We start from the raw sequence: 17,168 nt of genomic DNA, 5'->3' as shown, positions 1-17,168 counted from the left end.
GAAACCCACCCGCTTGCGGGTATCACATAGTGAATCCATAGCTATGTGAGGCGAACCCGGGGAACTGAAACATCTAAGTACCCGGAGGAAAAGAAATCAACCGAGATTCCCTGAGTAGCGGCGAGCGAAAGGGGACTAGCCCTTAAGCTCTTTATGTCTTAGTGGAAGGATCTGGAAAGTTCCGCGATACAGGGTGATAGCCCCGTACACGAAAAGGCACATTGAGTGAAATCGAGTAGGTCGGGACACGTGTTATCTTGACTGAATATGGGGGGACCATCCTCCAAGGCTAAATACTCCCAGCTGACCGATAGTGAACCAGTACCGTGAGGGAAAGGCGAAAAGAACCCCGGAGAGGGGAGTGAAATAGAACCTGAAACCGTATACGTACAAGCAGTAGGAGCAGGCTCGTCCTGTGACTGCGTACCTTTTGTATAATGGGTCAGCGACTTACTGTCTGTAGCAAGGTTAACCGCATAGGGGAGCCGTAGAGAAATCGAGTCTTAATAGGGCGTTTAGTTGCAGGCAGTAGACCCGAAACCCGGCGATCTATCCATGGGCAGGTTGAAGGTTGAGTAACATCAACTGGAGGACCGAACCGACTCCTGTTGAAAAAGTAGCGGATGACCTGTGGATCGGAGTGAAAGGCTAATCAAGCCGGGAGATAGCTGGTTCTCCTCGAAAGCTATTTAGGTAGCGCCTCGCGTCTCACCCTCGGGGGTAGAGCACTGTTTGGGCTAGGGGGTCATCCCGACTTACCAACCCCATGCAAACTCCGAATACCGAGGAGTGCAATCGCGGGAGACACACGGCGGGTGCTAACGTCCGTCGTGAAAAGGGAAACAACCCAGACCGCCAGCTAAGGTCCCAAATACCAGTTAAGTGGGAAACGATGTGGGAAGGCCCAGACAGCTAGGAGGTTGGCTTAGAAGCAGCCATCCTTTAAAGAAAGCGTAATAGCTCACTAGTCGAGTCGGCCTGCGCGGAAGATATACCGGGGCTCAAACTGGTAACCGAAGCTGCGGATGCTCTTATGAGCATGGTAGAGGAGCGTTCTGTAAGCCGTTGAAGGTGAACTGTGAGGTTTGCTGGAGGTATCAGAAGTGCGAATGCTGACATGAGTAACGACAAGGGGGGTGAAAAACCCCCCCGCCGGAAGACCAAGGGTTCCTGTCCAACGCTAATCGGGACAGGGTTAGTCGGCCCCTAAGGCGAGGGCGAAAGCCGTAGTCGATGGGAAACAGGTTAATATTCCTGTACTTGCAATTGCTGCGATGGAGTGACGGAGAAGGCTAGGCCAGCATGGCGATTGGTTGTCCATGTTTAAGGTCGTAGGCTGGGGGATTAGGCAAATCCGGTCCCCTAAGGCTGAGAACTGATGACGAGTCTCTTTAAGAGACGAAGTGGTTGATGCCCTGCTTCCAGGAAAAACTTCTAAGCTTCAGGCAATTGCGAACCGTACTCTAAACCGACACAGGTGGTCAGGTAGAGAATACCAAGGCGCTTGAGAGAACTCTGGTGAAGGAACTAGGCAAAATGGTACCGTAACTTCGGGAGAAGGTACGCCGGTTTTGGTGATGGGACTTGCTCCTTAAGCTGAGGCCGGTCGAAGTGACCAGGTGGCTGCGACTGTTTATTAAAAACATAGCACTCTGCAAACACGTAAGTGGACGTATAGGGTGTGACGCCTGCCCGGTGCCGGAAGGTTAATTGATGGGGTTAGCGCAAGCGAAGCTCTTGATCGAAGCCCCGGTAAACGGCGGCCGTAACTATAACGGTCCTAAGGTAGCGAAATTCCTTGTCGGGTAAGTTCCGACCTGCACGAATGGCGTAACGATGGCCACGCTGTCTCCACCAGAGACTCAGTGAAATTGAAATCGCTGTTAAGATGCAGTGTACCCGCGGCTAGACGGAAAGACCCCGTGAACCTTTACTATAGCTTTGCACTGAACTTTGAGCCTACTTGTGTAGGATAGGTGGGAGGCTTTGAAGCAGGAACGCCAGTTCCTGTGGAGCCATTCTTGAAATACCACCCTGGTATGTTTGAGGTTCTAACTCTGGTCCGTAATCCGGATCGAGGACAGTGTATGGTGGGTAGTTTGACTGGGGCGGTCTCCTCCCAAAGAGTAACGGAGGAGTACGAAGGTGCACTCAGCATGGTCGGAAATCATGCAATGAGCATAATGGTATAAGTGCGCTTGACTGCGAGACAGACATGTCGAGCAGGTACGAAAGTAGGTCATAGTGATCCGGTGGTTCTGTATGGAAGGGCCATCGCTCAACGGATAAAAGGTACTCCGGGGATAACAGGCTGATACCGCCCAAGAGTTCACATCGACGGCGGTGTTTGGCACCTCGATGTCGGCTCATCACATCCTGGGGCTGAAGCCGGTCCCAAGGGTATGGCTGTTCGCCATTTAAAGTGGTACGCGAGCTGGGTTTAGAACGTCGTGAGACAGTTCGGTCCCTATCTGCCGTGGGCGTTGGAGATTTGAGAAGAGTTGCTCCTAGTACGAGAGGACCGGAGTGAACGAACCTCTGGTGTTCCGGTTGTCACGCCAGTGGCATTGCCGGGTAGCTATGTTCGGACGGGATAACCGCTGAAAGCATCTAAGCGGGAAGCCTCCTTCAAGATGAGATCTCCCTGGGACCTTGAGTCCCCTAAAGGGCCGTGGAAGACTACCACGTTGATAGGCTGGGTGTGGAAGCGTTGTGAGGCGTTGAGCTAACCAGTACTAATTGCCCGTGCGGCTTGACCATACAACAGAGATGGTTACTAACGAACGGATTGTGTAAGCAATCGAGAGACGTGCAAGCTTCTCGCAAGAGATCGACTTGCGGTGTATTACTACAGAATGTTTCGCCGAAGTATTTGGGGTTATCGCCGGTCTAAACGACCAGGCAAACAGCGATAACAGGTAGCGCAGGGCACAGCCCGTAAGACCAGCACCAACCCAAGCCAGTTTGCCTGACGACAATAGAGTTGTGGAACCACCTGATCCCTTGCCGAACTCAGAAGTGAAACGCAACATCGCCGATGGTAGTGTGGGGTTTCCCCATGTGAGAGTAGGTCATCGTCAGGCTTCTAATCCGAAAGGCCGTACAGGAGACTGTACGGCCTTTCTTCTTTTACGCCTGCCGATGACCTGCATTTTCGCTTCGCGAAAAGGTCACGGTGATTCGAGCCAAAGGCTCTCACCCTCCGGGCTGCCTGCGGCAGTCCAAACGGCGTTGCCGTTTGTCAGGCTTCTAAATAAAAGAAAGGGCCACCCAAACGGGTGGCCCTTTTTTTATTTTTGCGCCCGACACTACCTCGCAGCGCAACGCGCTGCCATGTGACAAGCCATGCACCAACGGTGCAAAGCTTGGGGCGCCCAGCGGGCGTCGCGCAGCGATGGCGAGCGCAGCTCGACACCCACTGTAGGTCATCGAGCTCCCCATCGGCACGACCAACGAACAAAAGCAAAAAGGCCCTGACCGCCAGCGCGCTCAGGGCTTTCTTTATACCCGCGGATACCAGCGCACCACCGACGCTTTTTTAAACGCTTTCCCAAGCCCAACAACCACGGGCCTCACACCCGATATCCCAAACTTATCCCCAAGTCTGTCCAGTGTTTCTGTGAGTAATCTACCTGTGTATAACCCAAAAAACTCCTGTAAAAACAATTCACATTCACGGCCGAAATGATTTCGACAAAAGGTCCGGACCAAAGAAACGCAAGAAACTCCAGAATACTGATTTGCCATTCAAACCACACACAAGTAGTTTTGATCTCTTCCAAAAGCGAGAGACCTCCAAATGACAAACCTTTATTCGATACCTTTCCTCACCAGTGATGGAAAGCAGACCACACTGGAGGAGCACAAAGGCAAGGTGTTGCTGATTGTAAATACCGCAAGCAAGTGCGGGTTTACTCCGCAGTACCAGGGGCTTGAAGATCTGTATCGAGAGTACCGTGAAAAAGGATTGGTGGTACTGGCCTTTCCCTGTAACCAGTTTGGTCAGCAGGAGCCGGGAAGTGATGCTGAAATCCAGGAGTTCTGTGCTATCAACTACGGCGTCAGCTTTCCGGTATATGCCAAGGTGAATGTGAATGGCGGAGATGCCCACCCGCTGTTTTCGTCATTGAAAAAAGCGGCCCCCGGGATTTTGGGGACTGAAGGCATCAAATGGAACTTTACCAAGTTCCTTGTGAACAGGGATGGTGATGTAGTGGGACGCTATGCACCAAAAGACAAACCCGAGGCTCTGACATCAGATATAGAGAAGCTGTTGTGAGCTCACATAGGGCTCACTTGGGGGGCAAATTACAACGTTGCGGATTTTTTAAATTAGGATAAATGTTTCAATAGTTTACTCTTTGTGCTGCAGTTTTTGCGAAATATGTCTAATTGTGTGCTTTAAATAGGATGGATCTTGATGCAACACTGGGGCGGGCTTATAGTCGCGTACGTGACGCTGGGTCAAGTTCTCCCGGCGCTCACAGAAACCTCACGAGGGTTTCGCTGTATTTGTATTCAATCAAACAGATTATTGAAGCTGCAGACATGTTTCCCGCTATCCCAGACAACACGATAGTGCCGGTCGGAAGGCGAGTCGCCTCCTGTTCTCCTGGCGTTCCAGATACACCTGCTTTCCTTTGCTCCGGAATTTTTCTTTCCGTCGCAAACTCTGCTGCTTCTCCGCTACTAGCTGGCCCGCTACGACTGCCGCACTGCGGCATATAATTTTATCCCCATATCTCTCGACAGAATTCCGTACTTAATTCAGGCAGTGCGTAGACAGCAGCCCCTCTGCTGTTTAGCCTCGGGCCAGACTAGGAGAAGAGTCCCGATGAACACTAAAAAAGATAAATTAGTCATTTTTGATACGACCCTGCGCGATGGTGAGCAGAGCCCTGGCGCCTCCATGACCAAGGAGGAAAAGGTCCGGATCGCCACCATGCTCGAGCGCATGCGAGTGGATGTGATCGAAGCGGGCTTTGCGATTGCCAGCCAGGGTGATTTTGAAGCAGTACAGGCGGTAGCGGAGACGGTAAAAGACTCCACGGTATGTAGTCTCGCTCGCGCTGTTGGTCCGGATATTATCCGCGCCGGTGAGGCGTTGAAGAAGGCCAACTCTGCGCGAATCCATACGTTCATTGCCACGTCTCCCATCCACATGAAATACAAGTTGCAGATGGAGCCGGAAGACGTATTACGTCAGGCAGTAGAGGCCGTTAAAACCGCGCGCCAATTTACTGACGACGTGGAATTCTCATTGGAGGACGGTAGCCGCTCCGAACCGGAATTCATGTATCGCATTATCGAAGCCGTGATCAAGGCTGGGGCCGGTACGATCAACATTCCGGATACCGTGGGCTACGGCGAACCCGGCGAGTACGGCGCCATGTTCAAGCGCGTTATCGAAAATGTGCCCAACTCCGATCTGGCGATTTTCTCTACCCACTGTCACAACGACCTGGGGCTTGCGGTCGCGAACTCGCTGTCTGCGGTGATGAACGGTGTGAGGCAGGTGGAGTGCACCATTAATGGTCTCGGCGAACGTGCAGGTAACGCCTCCCTTGAGGAAATCGTGATGGCGGTCCGCACCCGCCACGATCTCTACCCGGTCGAAACGGGAATTGATACCACCCATATCGTGCCGACTTCGCGCCTTGTGTCGTCAATCACTGGCTTTCCGGTGCAGCCCAACAAGGCGATCGTGGGCGCCAACGCCTTTGCGCATGAATCCGGTATTCACCAGGACGGTGTGCTCAAGCACCGCGAAACCTATGAAATCATGCGCGCGGAAGATGTGGGTTGGGGCCAGAACCGCCTGGTACTGGGCAAGCACTCCGGTCGTGCGGCCGTTAAAGCTCGTTACGAGGAACTCGGTGTGACCTTTGCCGATCCCGCAGAGTTCAACGTGTTGTTCCAGCGTTTCAAGGATCTTGCGGACAAGAAGCACGAAATTTTTGACGAAGACCTTCAATCTCTGATTTCCGGTGCCGCGGAACCAGTGGAGCACTACCAGCTGGCGGATCTCGAAGTGCGCAGTAAAAGTGGCAGCAATCCGCAGGCCCGCCTTGAGCTGGTGATCGACGGAGAGAACACTCGTTGCAGCGCCGAGGGCAGTGGTCCGGTTGATGCCACCTTCAAGGCGATTGAGTCGGTGGTGGGCAGCAATGCGGATCTTAAACTCTACTCGGTGAATGCAGTGACCCAGGGGACAGACTCCCAAGGCAGCGTTACCGTGCGCCTTGAGCGCGATGGCAAACTGGTCAATGGCGTGGGTGCAGATACCGATATTCTGGTGGCATCCGCAAAAGCGTATCTGGATGCATTAAACTTGCTCGCCAGTAAAAGCAGCAAGCCGGAAGGCGTTTGAACGGATAAACGGGGCCAGATGTGAACGAATTACAGCGGACGGAATACCTGACGGCACTGGGCATAACCAGCTACATGCCGCGCTTCCATCTGCCACTGGCCCCCGAGTCGACCCAGGCAGAACTACCGCCTGCCGTTGAGGAAACTTCAGAGGTGGCGCCGGCTGCCGCCATTATGGCTGCGGTTGGCGCAGCGTCCGCGCCTCCAGCAATGGAGTCTACACGGCCGGCTCGCCCGGAACCCGTGCCGGAAATCAGCCGGGTGATTGGCAGTATCACGACCGAAACCCGCGCGCCGCATGCGCAAGCCAAGCCGGAACCGGTTGTACCGTCGCCGCAGATCAACCCTTTTGTACTGAGCTGCTGGTGGCTGGGGGAGGAGGTACTGGCGGTCGACAGCCGCGAGCCGGGCAGTGCGCTGCCGGTGGAGTCCCTGTTTGGCAATATCGCCCGCGCACTGGACTGGCACCAGTTGCCGACCGCGCGCGACAAGTTCCGATGGCCGCTGGCCGAAAACCCGTTTGCCGCAGCGGCCGGCGCCGCCGAGGCCCGCGATACCTGCAGCAGCTGGCTGGAGGCGGCGGTATCCCGCAGGCCGGCCAAGTCCATCTGGCTGATGGGGCAGCAGGCCCGCGACTACTGTGCACCGCGAGTATTCGAAAATGACGTGGCGGACTGGAACGGGGTGCAATTGATTGCCATGCCGAGCCTTTCTGAAATGCTGAGCGAGCCCCTGCGCAAGCGTGACGTGTGGCAATTGCTGCGCAAGCTCTACCCCGAGCAGACCCGGCGCTGACACCTGTTTACCTCGCCAATACTGAACATGGACTTCATGTGGTGACCCCTCCATCTTCCGGACACCTCCCCAATTCTGAATCGATATCCGGTTTGATGCTGGAGAAGGCGGCGCTGCCGGATTGCGACGCACTGGCGCAGCTGGCGCGCAGTGCCCACAGTCATCCCTGGAGTGCCGGGCAATATCGCGACAGTCTTGAGTCCGGCCACCAATGCTGGATTTTCCGTACCGATCAACGCGCAATTGCCGCCTGCTGTGTGGTCAGTCGGGTATTCGACGAAGTGGAGGTGCTCGATGTTGCCGTGGCACCGGAGTGGCGGCGCCGCGGCGTGGGCGCGAGCCTACTGCAGCAGATTTTTTCCGCCCTACCGGAAGACGTGGCGCGGGTACTGCTGGAAGTGCGCGCATCCAACCGACCCGCGCGGGCGCTATACCACAAGCTCGGTTTTTCAGAAGACGGTCGCCGCAAGAATTATTACCCCAAGGCGGATGGCGGCCGAGAGGACGCACTGCTGATGAGTCTCTACCGTTGATTTCCAATCAGCCGGCCTACACGGGAGTCGAATGGCAGTTTTGATTCGCTCTTGCCGGTATCCCGGAACCGCCAAGTGGCATCTTCTGGAGATGGAGGGCTGCGGTAATCCCGCAGTCCTTTTGTAGCATCCGTCTATCGCTTTCTTTCATTGCACCCGTCGAAATCGGATCTCGCAGGGCCTAGAATAGTCGTTCAAATTTTGGCTCTCGCGGTGCGAGGGCCTCGCGCTTCACGCCTTCACGGGTCTCTCGCAATACGTCGCAATACACTTCATGGCCTTCAGCAAGCATCCCTCGTTACTTGACGGTTCCGTCTCCGGCCACCTACAGCGCCTGGCTCTGCCCATGGTCTGGGGCATACTCGCGACCATGTCGTTCAACGTGGTGGATACATACTTTGTTGCGCGTCTGGGAGACGGGCCGCTGGCGGCGATGAGTTTCACCTTTCCGGTGGTGATGGTGATCAATGCACTGGCCATCGGGCTCGGTGCGGGGACGTCTTCGGCGGTGGCGAGGGCATACGGCAGTGGCGACATGGCGCGTGTTAAGCAACTGGTCAGCGATGCCACGCTGTTGGCCCTTGTCATCGCCGTGCTGGTCAGCGCGGTGGGGCTCGCGACTATCGATCCCCTGTTCCGCTTGTTGGGCGCGGAGGAGCGCTTGTTGCCACTGATTTCGGATTACATGGTGCCCTGGTATCTGGGCGCGCTGTTTGCGGTGGTGCCGATGGTCGCCTTGTCGGCTCTGCGCGCGATCGGTAACAGCGCGCTTACCGGTCGTATCCTGATGGCGGTGGCGCTGTTCAACCTGATTCTCGATCCGCTGCTGATTTTCGGCCTTTACGGATTCCCGCGGCTGGAGCTGCAGGGCGCCGCACTGGCGACGGTAATCGCTCGCGGACTCAGCTTTGCCATCGCACTCCACGTACTGGTACGACGGGAGCAGATTCTGGGTGTACCGAGCTGGCGCTGGTCGGAGCTGAAAAATTCGTGGCGCACGCTGCTTGCGGTGGGCCTGCCGGCGATAGCCACCAATGTGATCATCCCCATGTCCGGTGGCGTGGTGGTGGCGCTGGTGGCCAGTCACGGTGCGGAGGCGGTGGCGGGGCTTGGGGTGGCACTGCGTATCGAGCCGGTGGCGTTGATCGTGTTTTACGCGCTCTCCTCTGTCGTCGGCCCGTTTATGGGGCAGAATGCGGGAGCGCACCGGCAGGATCGCCTGCTGCAGACCGTGTCGGTGCTGGCGCGCTTCAGTATTGTTTTTGGGATAGGTCTTGCGTTGGCCCTGTGGCTGGTGGGCGGCAAGCTGGTGGCGCTGTTCAGCGATTCCCCGCAGGTGCTGGCGGTGGCGGTGGCCTACCTCAGTCTGGTACCGCTCAGTTACGCCGGCTACGGTTTTGTGATGTCCGCCAATGCGGCGTTCAATGGTCTCGGTCATCCTTTGCCGGGTACATTCATTTCATTTCTGCGTGTACTCGGGTTGTACCTGCCGCTCGCCTGGCTGGGCAATCATTTCTGGGGTATCCACGGGCTGTTTGTGGCTACGGTGATTTCCAACCTGGCGGTTGGTGCGTTGGCCTGGTGGTGGCTGCGCCGTTACCTGGGAGTGCGCGTGGGGGAGCTTGAACATGTGGTGGCGAAATAAATTCGAGAGGCTGTGTATGTGGATATCTGTTGTGCGGAGAGTCTCATGCTGGATGATCATCGGATGGGGGGCATTGCAGGCGGGGAATCTGAGTGCACAGGAGAGCCCGTTCGATCGTTATCCGATCCATTTCACCACTGTCAATGAAACCGCCATCGCCTACCAGGATATGGGGCCACGGGACGGCGAGCCGGTCCTGCTGATCATGGGGCTCGGCGCGCAGATGTTGCATTGGGGCGATACCCTGGTGCAGGGGCTGCTCGATCAGGGCTATCGGGTGGTGCTGCTCGACAATCGTGACGCCGGGCTGTCGCAGAAATTCTATCGCCTGTCCGCGCCGCCGGTGTGGTGGACGTTGGTGCGGGCCAAAGTCGGCTTTACCCCGGAGCCGGCTTATACGCTGGAAGACATGGCCGCGGACGCGATAGGTGTGCTGGATGCGCTCCACATCCGCCACGCGCATATTGTGGGTGCGTCCATGGGCGGCATGATTGCGCAGGTGCTCACGGCAGAATATCCACAGCGGGTGCTCACGCTCACCTCGGTCATGTCGAGTTCCGGGGCGCCCCATCTCACCGAGTCCAAACCAGAGGCAGTTTCCGCGCTGACGCTGGGCGCCAAGTCTGGTCTCAGCCGCGAGCAGGAGCTGGCCAACCGCGTGACCATCGCACGTACCATCGGCTCGCCGGAGTATTTTGCGGAAGAGAATGCCCGCCAACTGGCGGAACGCGTAATGAATCGCGGCAGCTATGGTCCCGGCATCGTGCGACAGTTCCAGGCCATTCTCGCCAGTGGTGATCGCTCGCACCTGCTCGGGACCATTGATGTGCCGGCGCTGGTGATCCACGGAGAAAGCGATCCGCTGCTGCCACCGGATCACGGCCGCGATACTGCAGAGAAGATTCCCAACGCGCAATTTGTGGCGATTCCGGGGATGGGGCATGCACTGGAACCGGAAGTGAGCCGCCGGGTACTGGCTGCAATGCTGCCGTTTTGGGCGGAGAGCCAGAGTCAATCCGCACTGCATGATACCGCTGATGAGATGGCGCCGGGTGAGGGCAGGCTGCAAATTCGGGACGCGTCCCAGTAATTGTGGCGCATACCCTCAGCGTATAGGTCAGTTTCTTATCAGCGGTGCCGTTGCCATCGCCAGCCAGTCCCTGGTCTGCTCATTGACGAGAGGCATTAGTGTCTCCCGCACTTTCTCGTGGTAGCGGTTCAGCCAATCCAGTTCCCCATCACTGAGCAGCGCCGGATCAATCAGCTGGCGCTCGATGGGGGCCATCGTCAGCTCTTCAAATTCCAGAAAGCCCGGGTAGTTCTGGCTTTCTTTCACGAAAACCAGGTTTTCAATGCGGATGCCATATTCACCGGTGAGATAGAACCCCGGTTCGTTGGAGACGATCATGCCCGCCTCCAGTGCCACATTGGTACTGGCCTTGCCGATGCGCTGAGGCCCTTCGTGCACGCTCAGAAAACTGCCGACGCCGTGCCCGGTACCATGGGCGTAATCGAGGCCGATATCCCACAGGGCCTTGCGCGCGAAAGCGTCGATCTGTTCGCCGCAGGTGCCTTGGGGAAAGCGCAGGGCGGCAATAGCGATGTGTCCCTTCAAGACCCGGGTGAAATGCTCCCTCGCTTGTGGCGGAAATTCACCCAGCACTACGGTGCGCGTGACATCGGTGGTGCCATCGGGATATTGGCCACCGGAGTCGATCAGATAAATGCCCTCGGCGCGCATCGGCAGGCTCGATTGGGGGCTCACGCGGTAGTGCACGATGGCGCCGTTGCCGCGATAGCCTGAGATGGAATCGAAGCTGTCGTCGGTAAATCCTTCCCGCAACTCGCGTTTGCCGCGCAATAAATTCACCGCTTCCAGTTCACCGAAACCGCTGTCGTGAGCACCGCCGGCGACCGCGGCCGGCAGTTCCGCGAGGAACTCGCACAGGGCGGCACCGTCGCGGATATGTGCGGCGCGGCTACCCTCCAGTTCCACGGCATTCTTGCGCGCCTTGGCCAAAGTGATGGGATCGCGCTCCTGCAGAATATGCATTTCCCGGTTGCGCAGTTCGTGCATCGTCCAGCAGTTAGTCAGCAGAGGATCGATCCACACCTTCTGTACATGCTGGCGCTCGGCGGCGGCGAACAGTTCCGCCTTGTCATGCACGATATCGACCTCCCGACCGAGGTGCTGGCGCAGGGCGTCACTGGTAGCGCTTTCGGCGAAATACAGTACCGCGCTGCCGTCCCGGTACAGGAAGCCCATGGACAGAGCCACCGGGAGGTGGGGGATATCGCTGCCGCGGATATTGAACAGCCAGGCACATACCTCCGGATTGGCGAGCCACAGGGCGTCCTGTTTTTTTTCGGTGAGCTGTGCGGCGATGCGCTGGCGTTTGCTGGCGGAATCTTCGCCGGTAAATGTCAAAGGATGCGGGCGCGCGGGGCCACAGGGCGCGGCGGGGCGGTTGTTCCAGATGACATCGACCGGATTGGCGTCCAGTGCGCGCAGGTGAATGCCGCACTCGTCGAGCCGCTTTTTCAGCGGCGCCAGACCGGGTTCGGTGTGCAGACGCGGGTCGTACCCGAGGGTGTCTCCTTCCCGCAGTGCTTTACACAGCCAGTCGGCGATATCCGCGGGTGCGAGGTTCCCCTGCTCGATGGGCTGGCTGCCGATCTGCTGTGCGGCTTGCAGGGTGTAGCGGCCGTCGACAAACAGGCCTGTGCGGTTGTGGGCCACGGCGGCGAGACCGGCGGAGCCGGTAAAGCCGGTAAGCCAGGCGAGGCGCTCGTCGGAGGCGGGTACGTATTCGTTCTGGTATTCGTCGCAGCGCGGGATCAGGAATCCCTGCACCTGCTGATCAGCCAGTGTTTGCTGGAGTGCCCCTAGACGTCCCTGACTCATTGTTCACCTCTTGAATCGTGAAGATTTGCCTGCTGGTTTCGCGACAGATTTTGCAGTCTAACAGGCTCCAGAGGCGTGTGCCGGCGTGTATAATGCGCGCCTGTTTTTTATCCAGCCGTATTTTTGCATTATGGGTCAATCCTCCTCCCTGGCGGGCATCAACGGCCGCCGCACCTTCGCCATCATCTCCCACCCGGACGCCGGTAAAACCACGGTGACCGAAAAGCTCCTGCTGTTCGGAAATGCCATCCAGCTGGCGGGTTCGGTGAAGGGCAAGAAGGGGCCGCACGCGCGCTCCGACTGGATGGCGATGGAGCAGGAGCGCGGTATTTCCGTGACCTCATCTGTCATGCAGTTCCCCTACAAGGGGCGCGTGGTCAACCTGCTGGATACCCCCGGACACGAGGACTTCTCCGAGGATACCTACCGCGTACTCACCGCGGTGGATTCCGCGCTGATGGTGATCGACGGCGCCAAGGGCGTCGAGGACCGCACCATCAAACTGATGAATGTGTGCCGCCTGCGCACCACGCCGATCCTGTCGTTTATCAACAAGCTGGACCGGGATATCCGCGACCCCATCGAAGTGATGGATGAGATCGAGGAGGTGCTGAACATCAAGGCGGCGCCGATCAACTGGCCGCTGGGTTCCGGCAAGAACTTCAAGGGCGTGTACAACCTCTACACCGACACCATTCACGTGTTCAAACAGGGGCAGGGTCACACCATCCCGGATGACATCCAGATCCAGGGGCTGGACTCTGCGGAGGCCACCGCGCTGCTGGGGGAATACGCCGACGATATGCGTGATGAGATTGAACTGGTGCGCGGCGCCACCCATGAGTTTGATCTGGATGAGTACCGTGTGGGTAAACTGACGCCGGTATTTTTCGGTACCGCGCTCGGCAACTTCGGTGTGCGCGAAATGCTGGACGGTTTCGTGGAGTGGGCGCCGGGCCCGCAGCCGCGGGAGACCAACGAACGCACCGTGGCGCCGTCGGAAGAAAAATTCAGCGGTTTCGTGTTCAAGATCCAGGCGAATATGGACCCGAAACACCGGGACCGCATCGCGTTCATGCGTGTGTGCTCCGGTACCTACAGCCGCGGTATGAAAATGAAACATGTGCGCATCGGCAAGGATGTGAAAATTGCCGATGCGGTCACCTTTATGGCCGGCGACCGCACCCATGTAGAAGAGGCCATTGCCGGCGATATCATCGGCCTGCACAATCACGGCACCATTCAGATTGGTGATACCTTTACCGAGGGTGAAAGCCTGAAATTTACCGGTATCCCGAACTTTGCTCCCGAGCTGTTCCGGCGCATCCGCCTCAAGGATCCACTGAAGCTGAAGCAGCTGCAGAAAGGTCTGCAACAGCTGTCGGAAGAGGGCTCCACCCAGGTGTTTTTCCCGCTGGACAACAACGACATCATTGTTGGTGCGGTGGGGGTGCTGCAGTTTGAAGTGGTGGCCTATCGCCTGAAGGACGAGTACAAGGTCGAAGCCATTTACGAAAATGTGAATGTGAATACCGCGCGCTGGGTCGACAGCGACAGTGCGAAGGAGCTGGAAGCGTTCAAGAACAAGGCCAGTATCAATCTGGCACTGGATGGCTCCGGGCACCTGACCTATCTGGCGCCGACTCGGGTCAACCTGCAGCTGGCGGAAGAACGCCACAAGGAAATTCGCTTCTACGCCACCCGTGAACACTGATCGTTTTCCCAAGCGTACGGCACCGAAACGAAAATGCGGAAAGAAAAGAGATTTTTGCAGTGACAGCCGAAAAGAAAACAACCATTCCCGCGGACCTTCCGGAAGAAATGCCGAGGGTGGGCAACTGGCTTACCCAGAGTATTGGCCTGCTGATTGTAAAACTGCTCGGATGGCGCTTTGATGGCAATTTCCCGCCGGAAAAGAAACTGATGGTGGCGCTGGCTCCGCACACATCCAACTGGGACTTTGTCGTGGCCATGCCTTTCATCATGGCGCTCAAGCTCAAGGCCTCATGGATGATGAAGAAGGAGGCTTTCTTCTTCCCGTTCAAAGGGTTGTTCATGGCTCTGGGTGGAATCCCCACCGACCGCTCGGCGGCCGGGGGAATGGCCAAACAGGTGGCGAGCCAGTTTAAGCAGAATGAAAAAATGTGGGTGGCGATCACGCCGGAAGGCACCCGCAAGAAAGCGCTGAAGTGGAAAAATGGATTCCTGCGCATTGCCAACGCCGCGGGTGTACCCATTCTGCTGGTAGCATGGGACTTTCCCACCAAGCGCATCTGTATAGACTCGCTGTATCATCCCACCGGAGATCTGGAAGAGGATATGCGGGAAATCCAGCATCGTTTCAGTAAATACCGCGGCCGCAACCCGGAAAACCAGACCGACCTCGGCGAGCGCGACTGAGTGCCGGAGGAGAGCATCAGTGACCATCGTAATCACCCTGTGTCTCTCCTTCGCTGTATTTTCCCTGATCGTCTGGGGCCTGATGCATATGCGCACACCGCGTTTCCGTATGGAGCGTGCGCAATTTCAGCAGGGCCTGGAAGATGTGATTACCGGGCAGGCGGACGACAACGAGTGGCGGGTGCTGATCAGTTACCCGATGCGGCACGACCCGCCGCTGGAACGCTTGCGCCTGGAATGCATAAAAATCGAAGAAGACGAGTACACCGGTACACCGCCCTATCTGTTTTCCGATGTCGGCCTGCAGAAATTGCGGGATGTGCGTGAGCGACTGCTGTCGCTGCCGTCACAAAGTGATACTGAATAAGCCCTACAACAAATCCAACTCGCTGTAACTGGAGAAAACATGTTAAAGCCCCTGACGAATTTTTCCGGTGCCCTGGCGGCTGCGCTGCTGGCCACCATGGCCCAGGCCATTCCACTGAAGCAGGAGGATATTTCCGTAGCGGAAGTGCTGCGCGACCGCGCACTGGAATCCTCCGATGCCTACAGCCACGTCGAGTCCCTCACCGTGGAGGTGGGGCCGCGTCGCGCCGGCACCAAGGGCGACGAGCGCGCTGTGGCCTGGGCTCAGCAGAAAATGAAAGACCTGGGCTTTGACCGGGTTTACACCGAGCAGATCGATGTAAAGCGCTGGGCCCGCGGCCACGCCCACGCGGAGGTGACCGCACCTTTCCCGCAGCCGCTGGTGGTCACTTCCCTCGGTTACGGTGCCTCCACGCCGGAAGGCGGCCTTACCGCGGAAATCGTGGAGTTCGCCGATGTAGAGGCGCTGATGAAGGCGTCGGCGCGCAAAGTGAAGGGCAAGATCGCGTTCATCAACAAGCGTATGGAGCGCGCGCGCACCGGTGAGGGATACGGTCCGGCAGTGGCGGGGCGCAGCAAGGGTATGCGTGCGGCGGCCGAAAAAGGGGCGGCGGCGCTGCTGCTGCGCTCGGTAGGTACCGATTCCGACCGCTTTGCGCATACCGGCATGATGTCTGTCGATGGCGTGGAGAACCCGGTGCCGGCGCTGGCCCTGTCCGCGCCAGACGCCAATTTGCTGGAAGCCATGCTGAAGCGCGGCAAGCCGGTACAGGTAAAACTGAATGTGCACAACGAAGCGCTGGCAGATGGCCCATCCTTCAACGTAATCGGCGAAGTGGTTGGCCGCGAGAAACCCGAAGAGGTGGTCATCATTGGTGCGCACCTGGACAGCTGGGATGAAGGCACCGGCGCACTGGACGACGGTGCCGGCGTGGCCATTGTCATGGAGACCGCACGCTTGATCGCCGAGCTTCCACAGCGCCCGCGTCGCACCCTGCGTGTGGTGTTGTTTGGTGCCGAGGAAATTGGCCTCGTCGGTGCGAAACAGTATGTGGAGGCGCATACCAATGATCTGGAAAAAATTGTTATGGTCTCCGAGTCCGATTTCGGGGCCGGCAAAATCTGGCGTTTCGATACCCGCATCCCCGAGAGCAAGTTCGCCATTGCCGATCAGATGATGCAGCTGCTGGCGCCGCTGGGCATCAAGCGCGGCGACAACAAGGCCTCAGGCGGCCCGGACGGCAGTGTGTTCGTCGCACAGGGCGTGCCGGCGATGACTCTGCACCAGGACGGCAGCGATTACTTCGACTACCACCACACGCCCAATGACACTCTGGACAAAGTGGACCCGGAAAACCTCAGGCAGAATGTGGCGGCCTGGGTGGTGATGTCCTTCCTGGCGGCGGAAATGGAAGGTAACCTCGGCCGCGTGCCGGCCGAACACTGATCGACTCGCAGTATGAAAACCCCGATTTTTCGGGGTTTTTTATTGTGCGAGAGCGAATTGACATTACCCCCATGGCTCGTCATGCTGCGGGCACTTTCAACTGTCTTCCCGTTCAAAGTTTCATACATTTTTACGTCAAGGATTGCACCATGGCCAATATCACTCTGAAAGGAAATCCGATCACCACCGTTGGCGACCTGCCCGCTGTTGGCAGCCAGGCACCGGCTTTTACTCTGGTACAGGGCGACCTGTCCGAGCTCAGTCTTTCCGACCTCGCCGGCAAACGTGTGGTGCTGAATATTTTCCCGTCTGTGGATACCCCCACCTGCGCCATGTCCGTGCGCGCGTTCAATGAAAAAGTGGCCTCACTGGATAACACCGTGGTGGTCTGCGTGTCCGCGGATCTGCCCTTCGCCATGACCCGCTTCTGCGGTGCCGAGGGTATCGCCAACGTAAAACTGGGTTCCACTTTTCGTGCCAGCTTTGGCGATGATTACGGCGTGAAATTTGAGACAGGCCCGCTGAAAGGTCTGATGTCCCGCGCGGTGGTGGTGGTCGATGAGAGTGGCAAGGTGGTCTACACCGAACAGGTGGCGGAAACCGCTGACGAGCCGGACTACGAGGCAGCCCTGGCCGCGCTTTGATTTTCATATCTCTGTGAAACGGTAACCGCGCCCGCGGATACTGCCGGACACCCCACACCCTGTG

General features: G+C 57.6%; 12 protein-coding genes and 2 rRNA genes (1 of these 14 cut by a window edge). 13 read left to right on the top strand and 1 reads right to left on the bottom strand.

Annotated elements, in window-relative coordinates; translation table 11 throughout:
* From C3938_RS03775 to C3938_RS03740, 8 genes are all read left to right on the top strand, one after another.
* A 23S ribosomal RNA gene (locus C3938_RS03775) occupies positions 1–2,760 on the top strand (it extends 123 nt beyond the left edge of the window).
* Positions 2,761–2,967: 207 nt separating this feature from the next.
* Positions 2,968–3,083: ribosomal RNA gene (rrf, locus tag C3938_RS03770) — 5S ribosomal RNA — on the top strand.
* A 716-nt stretch (positions 3,084–3,799) separates the two neighbouring features.
* Positions 3,800–4,279, top strand: coding sequence for a glutathione peroxidase (locus tag C3938_RS03765; RefSeq protein ID WP_105101902.1), 480 nt, complete (start codon positions 3,800–3,802; stop codon positions 4,277–4,279).
* Between the two features lie 555 nt (positions 4,280–4,834).
* Positions 4,835–6,370: a 2-isopropylmalate synthase gene (locus tag C3938_RS03760; RefSeq protein ID WP_105101901.1), complete on the top strand. Its 1,536-nt coding sequence runs from the start codon at positions 4,835–4,837 to the stop codon at positions 6,368–6,370.
* 20 nt (positions 6,371–6,390) lie between these two features.
* Entirely contained in the window at positions 6,391–7,164 is a 774-nt protein-coding gene (locus C3938_RS03755; protein WP_105101900.1) for a hypothetical protein, read from the top strand.
* A 95-nt stretch (positions 7,165–7,259) separates the two neighbouring features.
* The gene (gene rimI / locus C3938_RS03750) at positions 7,260–7,697 is read left to right on the top strand and encodes a ribosomal protein S18-alanine N-acetyltransferase (protein WP_105101899.1); all 438 of its coding nucleotides are present in this window, start codon (positions 7,260–7,262) and stop codon (positions 7,695–7,697) included.
* A 274-nt stretch (positions 7,698–7,971) separates the two neighbouring features.
* A complete protein-coding gene (locus C3938_RS03745; RefSeq protein WP_105101898.1) occupies positions 7,972–9,342 on the top strand; it encodes an MATE family efflux transporter in 1,371 nt (456 codons plus the stop codon).
* 52 nt (positions 9,343–9,394) lie between these two features.
* Positions 9,395–10,432, top strand: coding sequence for an alpha/beta hydrolase (locus C3938_RS03740; RefSeq protein WP_105101897.1), 1,038 nt, complete (start codon positions 9,395–9,397; stop codon positions 10,430–10,432).
* 27 nt (positions 10,433–10,459) lie between these two features.
* Here the strand turns inward: C3938_RS03740 and C3938_RS03735 are convergent, their stop codons facing one another.
* Positions 10,460–12,247 (bottom strand): aminopeptidase P family protein, encoded by a 1,788-nt coding sequence (locus C3938_RS03735; protein WP_105101896.1) that lies wholly within the window; start codon positions 12,245–12,247, stop codon positions 10,460–10,462.
* A gap of 130 nt (positions 12,248–12,377) precedes the next feature.
* Between C3938_RS03735 and C3938_RS03730 the strand changes: the two genes are divergently transcribed.
* The 5 genes from C3938_RS03730 to tpx all read left to right on the top strand — a co-directional run bounded on the left by C3938_RS03730 (position 12,378) and on the right by tpx (position 17,104).
* Positions 12,378–13,961 carry a peptide chain release factor 3 gene (locus C3938_RS03730; protein ID WP_105103209.1) on the top strand — a complete coding sequence of 528 codons (1,584 nt, stop codon included), beginning with the start codon at positions 12,378–12,380 and terminating at the stop codon, positions 13,959–13,961.
* Between the two features lie 59 nt (positions 13,962–14,020).
* On the top strand, positions 14,021–14,647 hold the full coding sequence (locus tag C3938_RS03725) for a lysophospholipid acyltransferase family protein (RefSeq protein WP_233998633.1): 627 nt from the start codon (positions 14,021–14,023) through the stop codon (positions 14,645–14,647).
* A 19-nt stretch (positions 14,648–14,666) separates the two neighbouring features.
* Positions 14,667–15,014, top strand: coding sequence for a hypothetical protein (locus C3938_RS03720; protein WP_105101895.1), 348 nt, complete (start codon positions 14,667–14,669; stop codon positions 15,012–15,014).
* A 39-nt stretch (positions 15,015–15,053) separates the two neighbouring features.
* Positions 15,054–16,460, top strand: a complete 1,407-nt coding sequence (locus C3938_RS03715) for a M20/M25/M40 family metallo-hydrolase (protein ID WP_105101894.1) — start codon at positions 15,054–15,056, stop codon at positions 16,458–16,460.
* A gap of 149 nt (positions 16,461–16,609) precedes the next feature.
* On the top strand, positions 16,610–17,104 hold the full coding sequence (gene tpx, locus C3938_RS03710; protein WP_105101893.1) for a thiol peroxidase: 495 nt from the start codon (positions 16,610–16,612) through the stop codon (positions 17,102–17,104).
* Positions 17,105–17,168: the final 64 nt, after the last annotated feature.

Origin of the sequence: Microbulbifer pacificus, from assembly GCF_002959965.1 — a bacterium.
GTDB lineage: Bacteria > Pseudomonadota > Gammaproteobacteria > Pseudomonadales > Cellvibrionaceae > Microbulbifer > Microbulbifer pacificus_A.
The sequence above is the reverse complement of the archived record's forward strand: the minus strand, read 5'-3'. Positions and strand labels throughout refer to the sequence as shown.

Coding starts and splice junctions, on each gene's coding strand:
- C3938_RS03765 (WP_105101902.1), top strand. CDS start 3,800: ATGACAAACCTTTATTCGATACCTTTCCTCACCAGTGATGGAAAGCAG.
- C3938_RS03760 (WP_105101901.1), top strand. CDS start 4,835: ATGAACACTAAAAAAGATAAATTAGTCATTTTTGATACGACCCTGCGC.
- rimI (WP_105101899.1), top strand. CDS start 7,260: ATGCTGGAGAAGGCGGCGCTGCCGGATTGCGACGCACTGGCGCAGCTG.
- C3938_RS03745 (WP_105101898.1), top strand. CDS start 7,972: ATGGCCTTCAGCAAGCATCCCTCGTTACTTGACGGTTCCGTCTCCGGC.
- C3938_RS03740 (WP_105101897.1), top strand. CDS start 9,395: ATGATCATCGGATGGGGGGCATTGCAGGCGGGGAATCTGAGTGCACAG.
- C3938_RS03735 (WP_105101896.1), bottom strand. CDS start 12,247: ATGAGTCAGGGACGTCTAGGGGCACTCCAGCAAACACTGGCTGATCAG.
- C3938_RS03730 (WP_105103209.1), top strand. CDS start 12,378: ATGGGTCAATCCTCCTCCCTGGCGGGCATCAACGGCCGCCGCACCTTC.
- C3938_RS03715 (WP_105101894.1), top strand. CDS start 15,054: ATGTTAAAGCCCCTGACGAATTTTTCCGGTGCCCTGGCGGCTGCGCTG.
- tpx (WP_105101893.1), top strand. CDS start 16,610: ATGGCCAATATCACTCTGAAAGGAAATCCGATCACCACCGTTGGCGAC.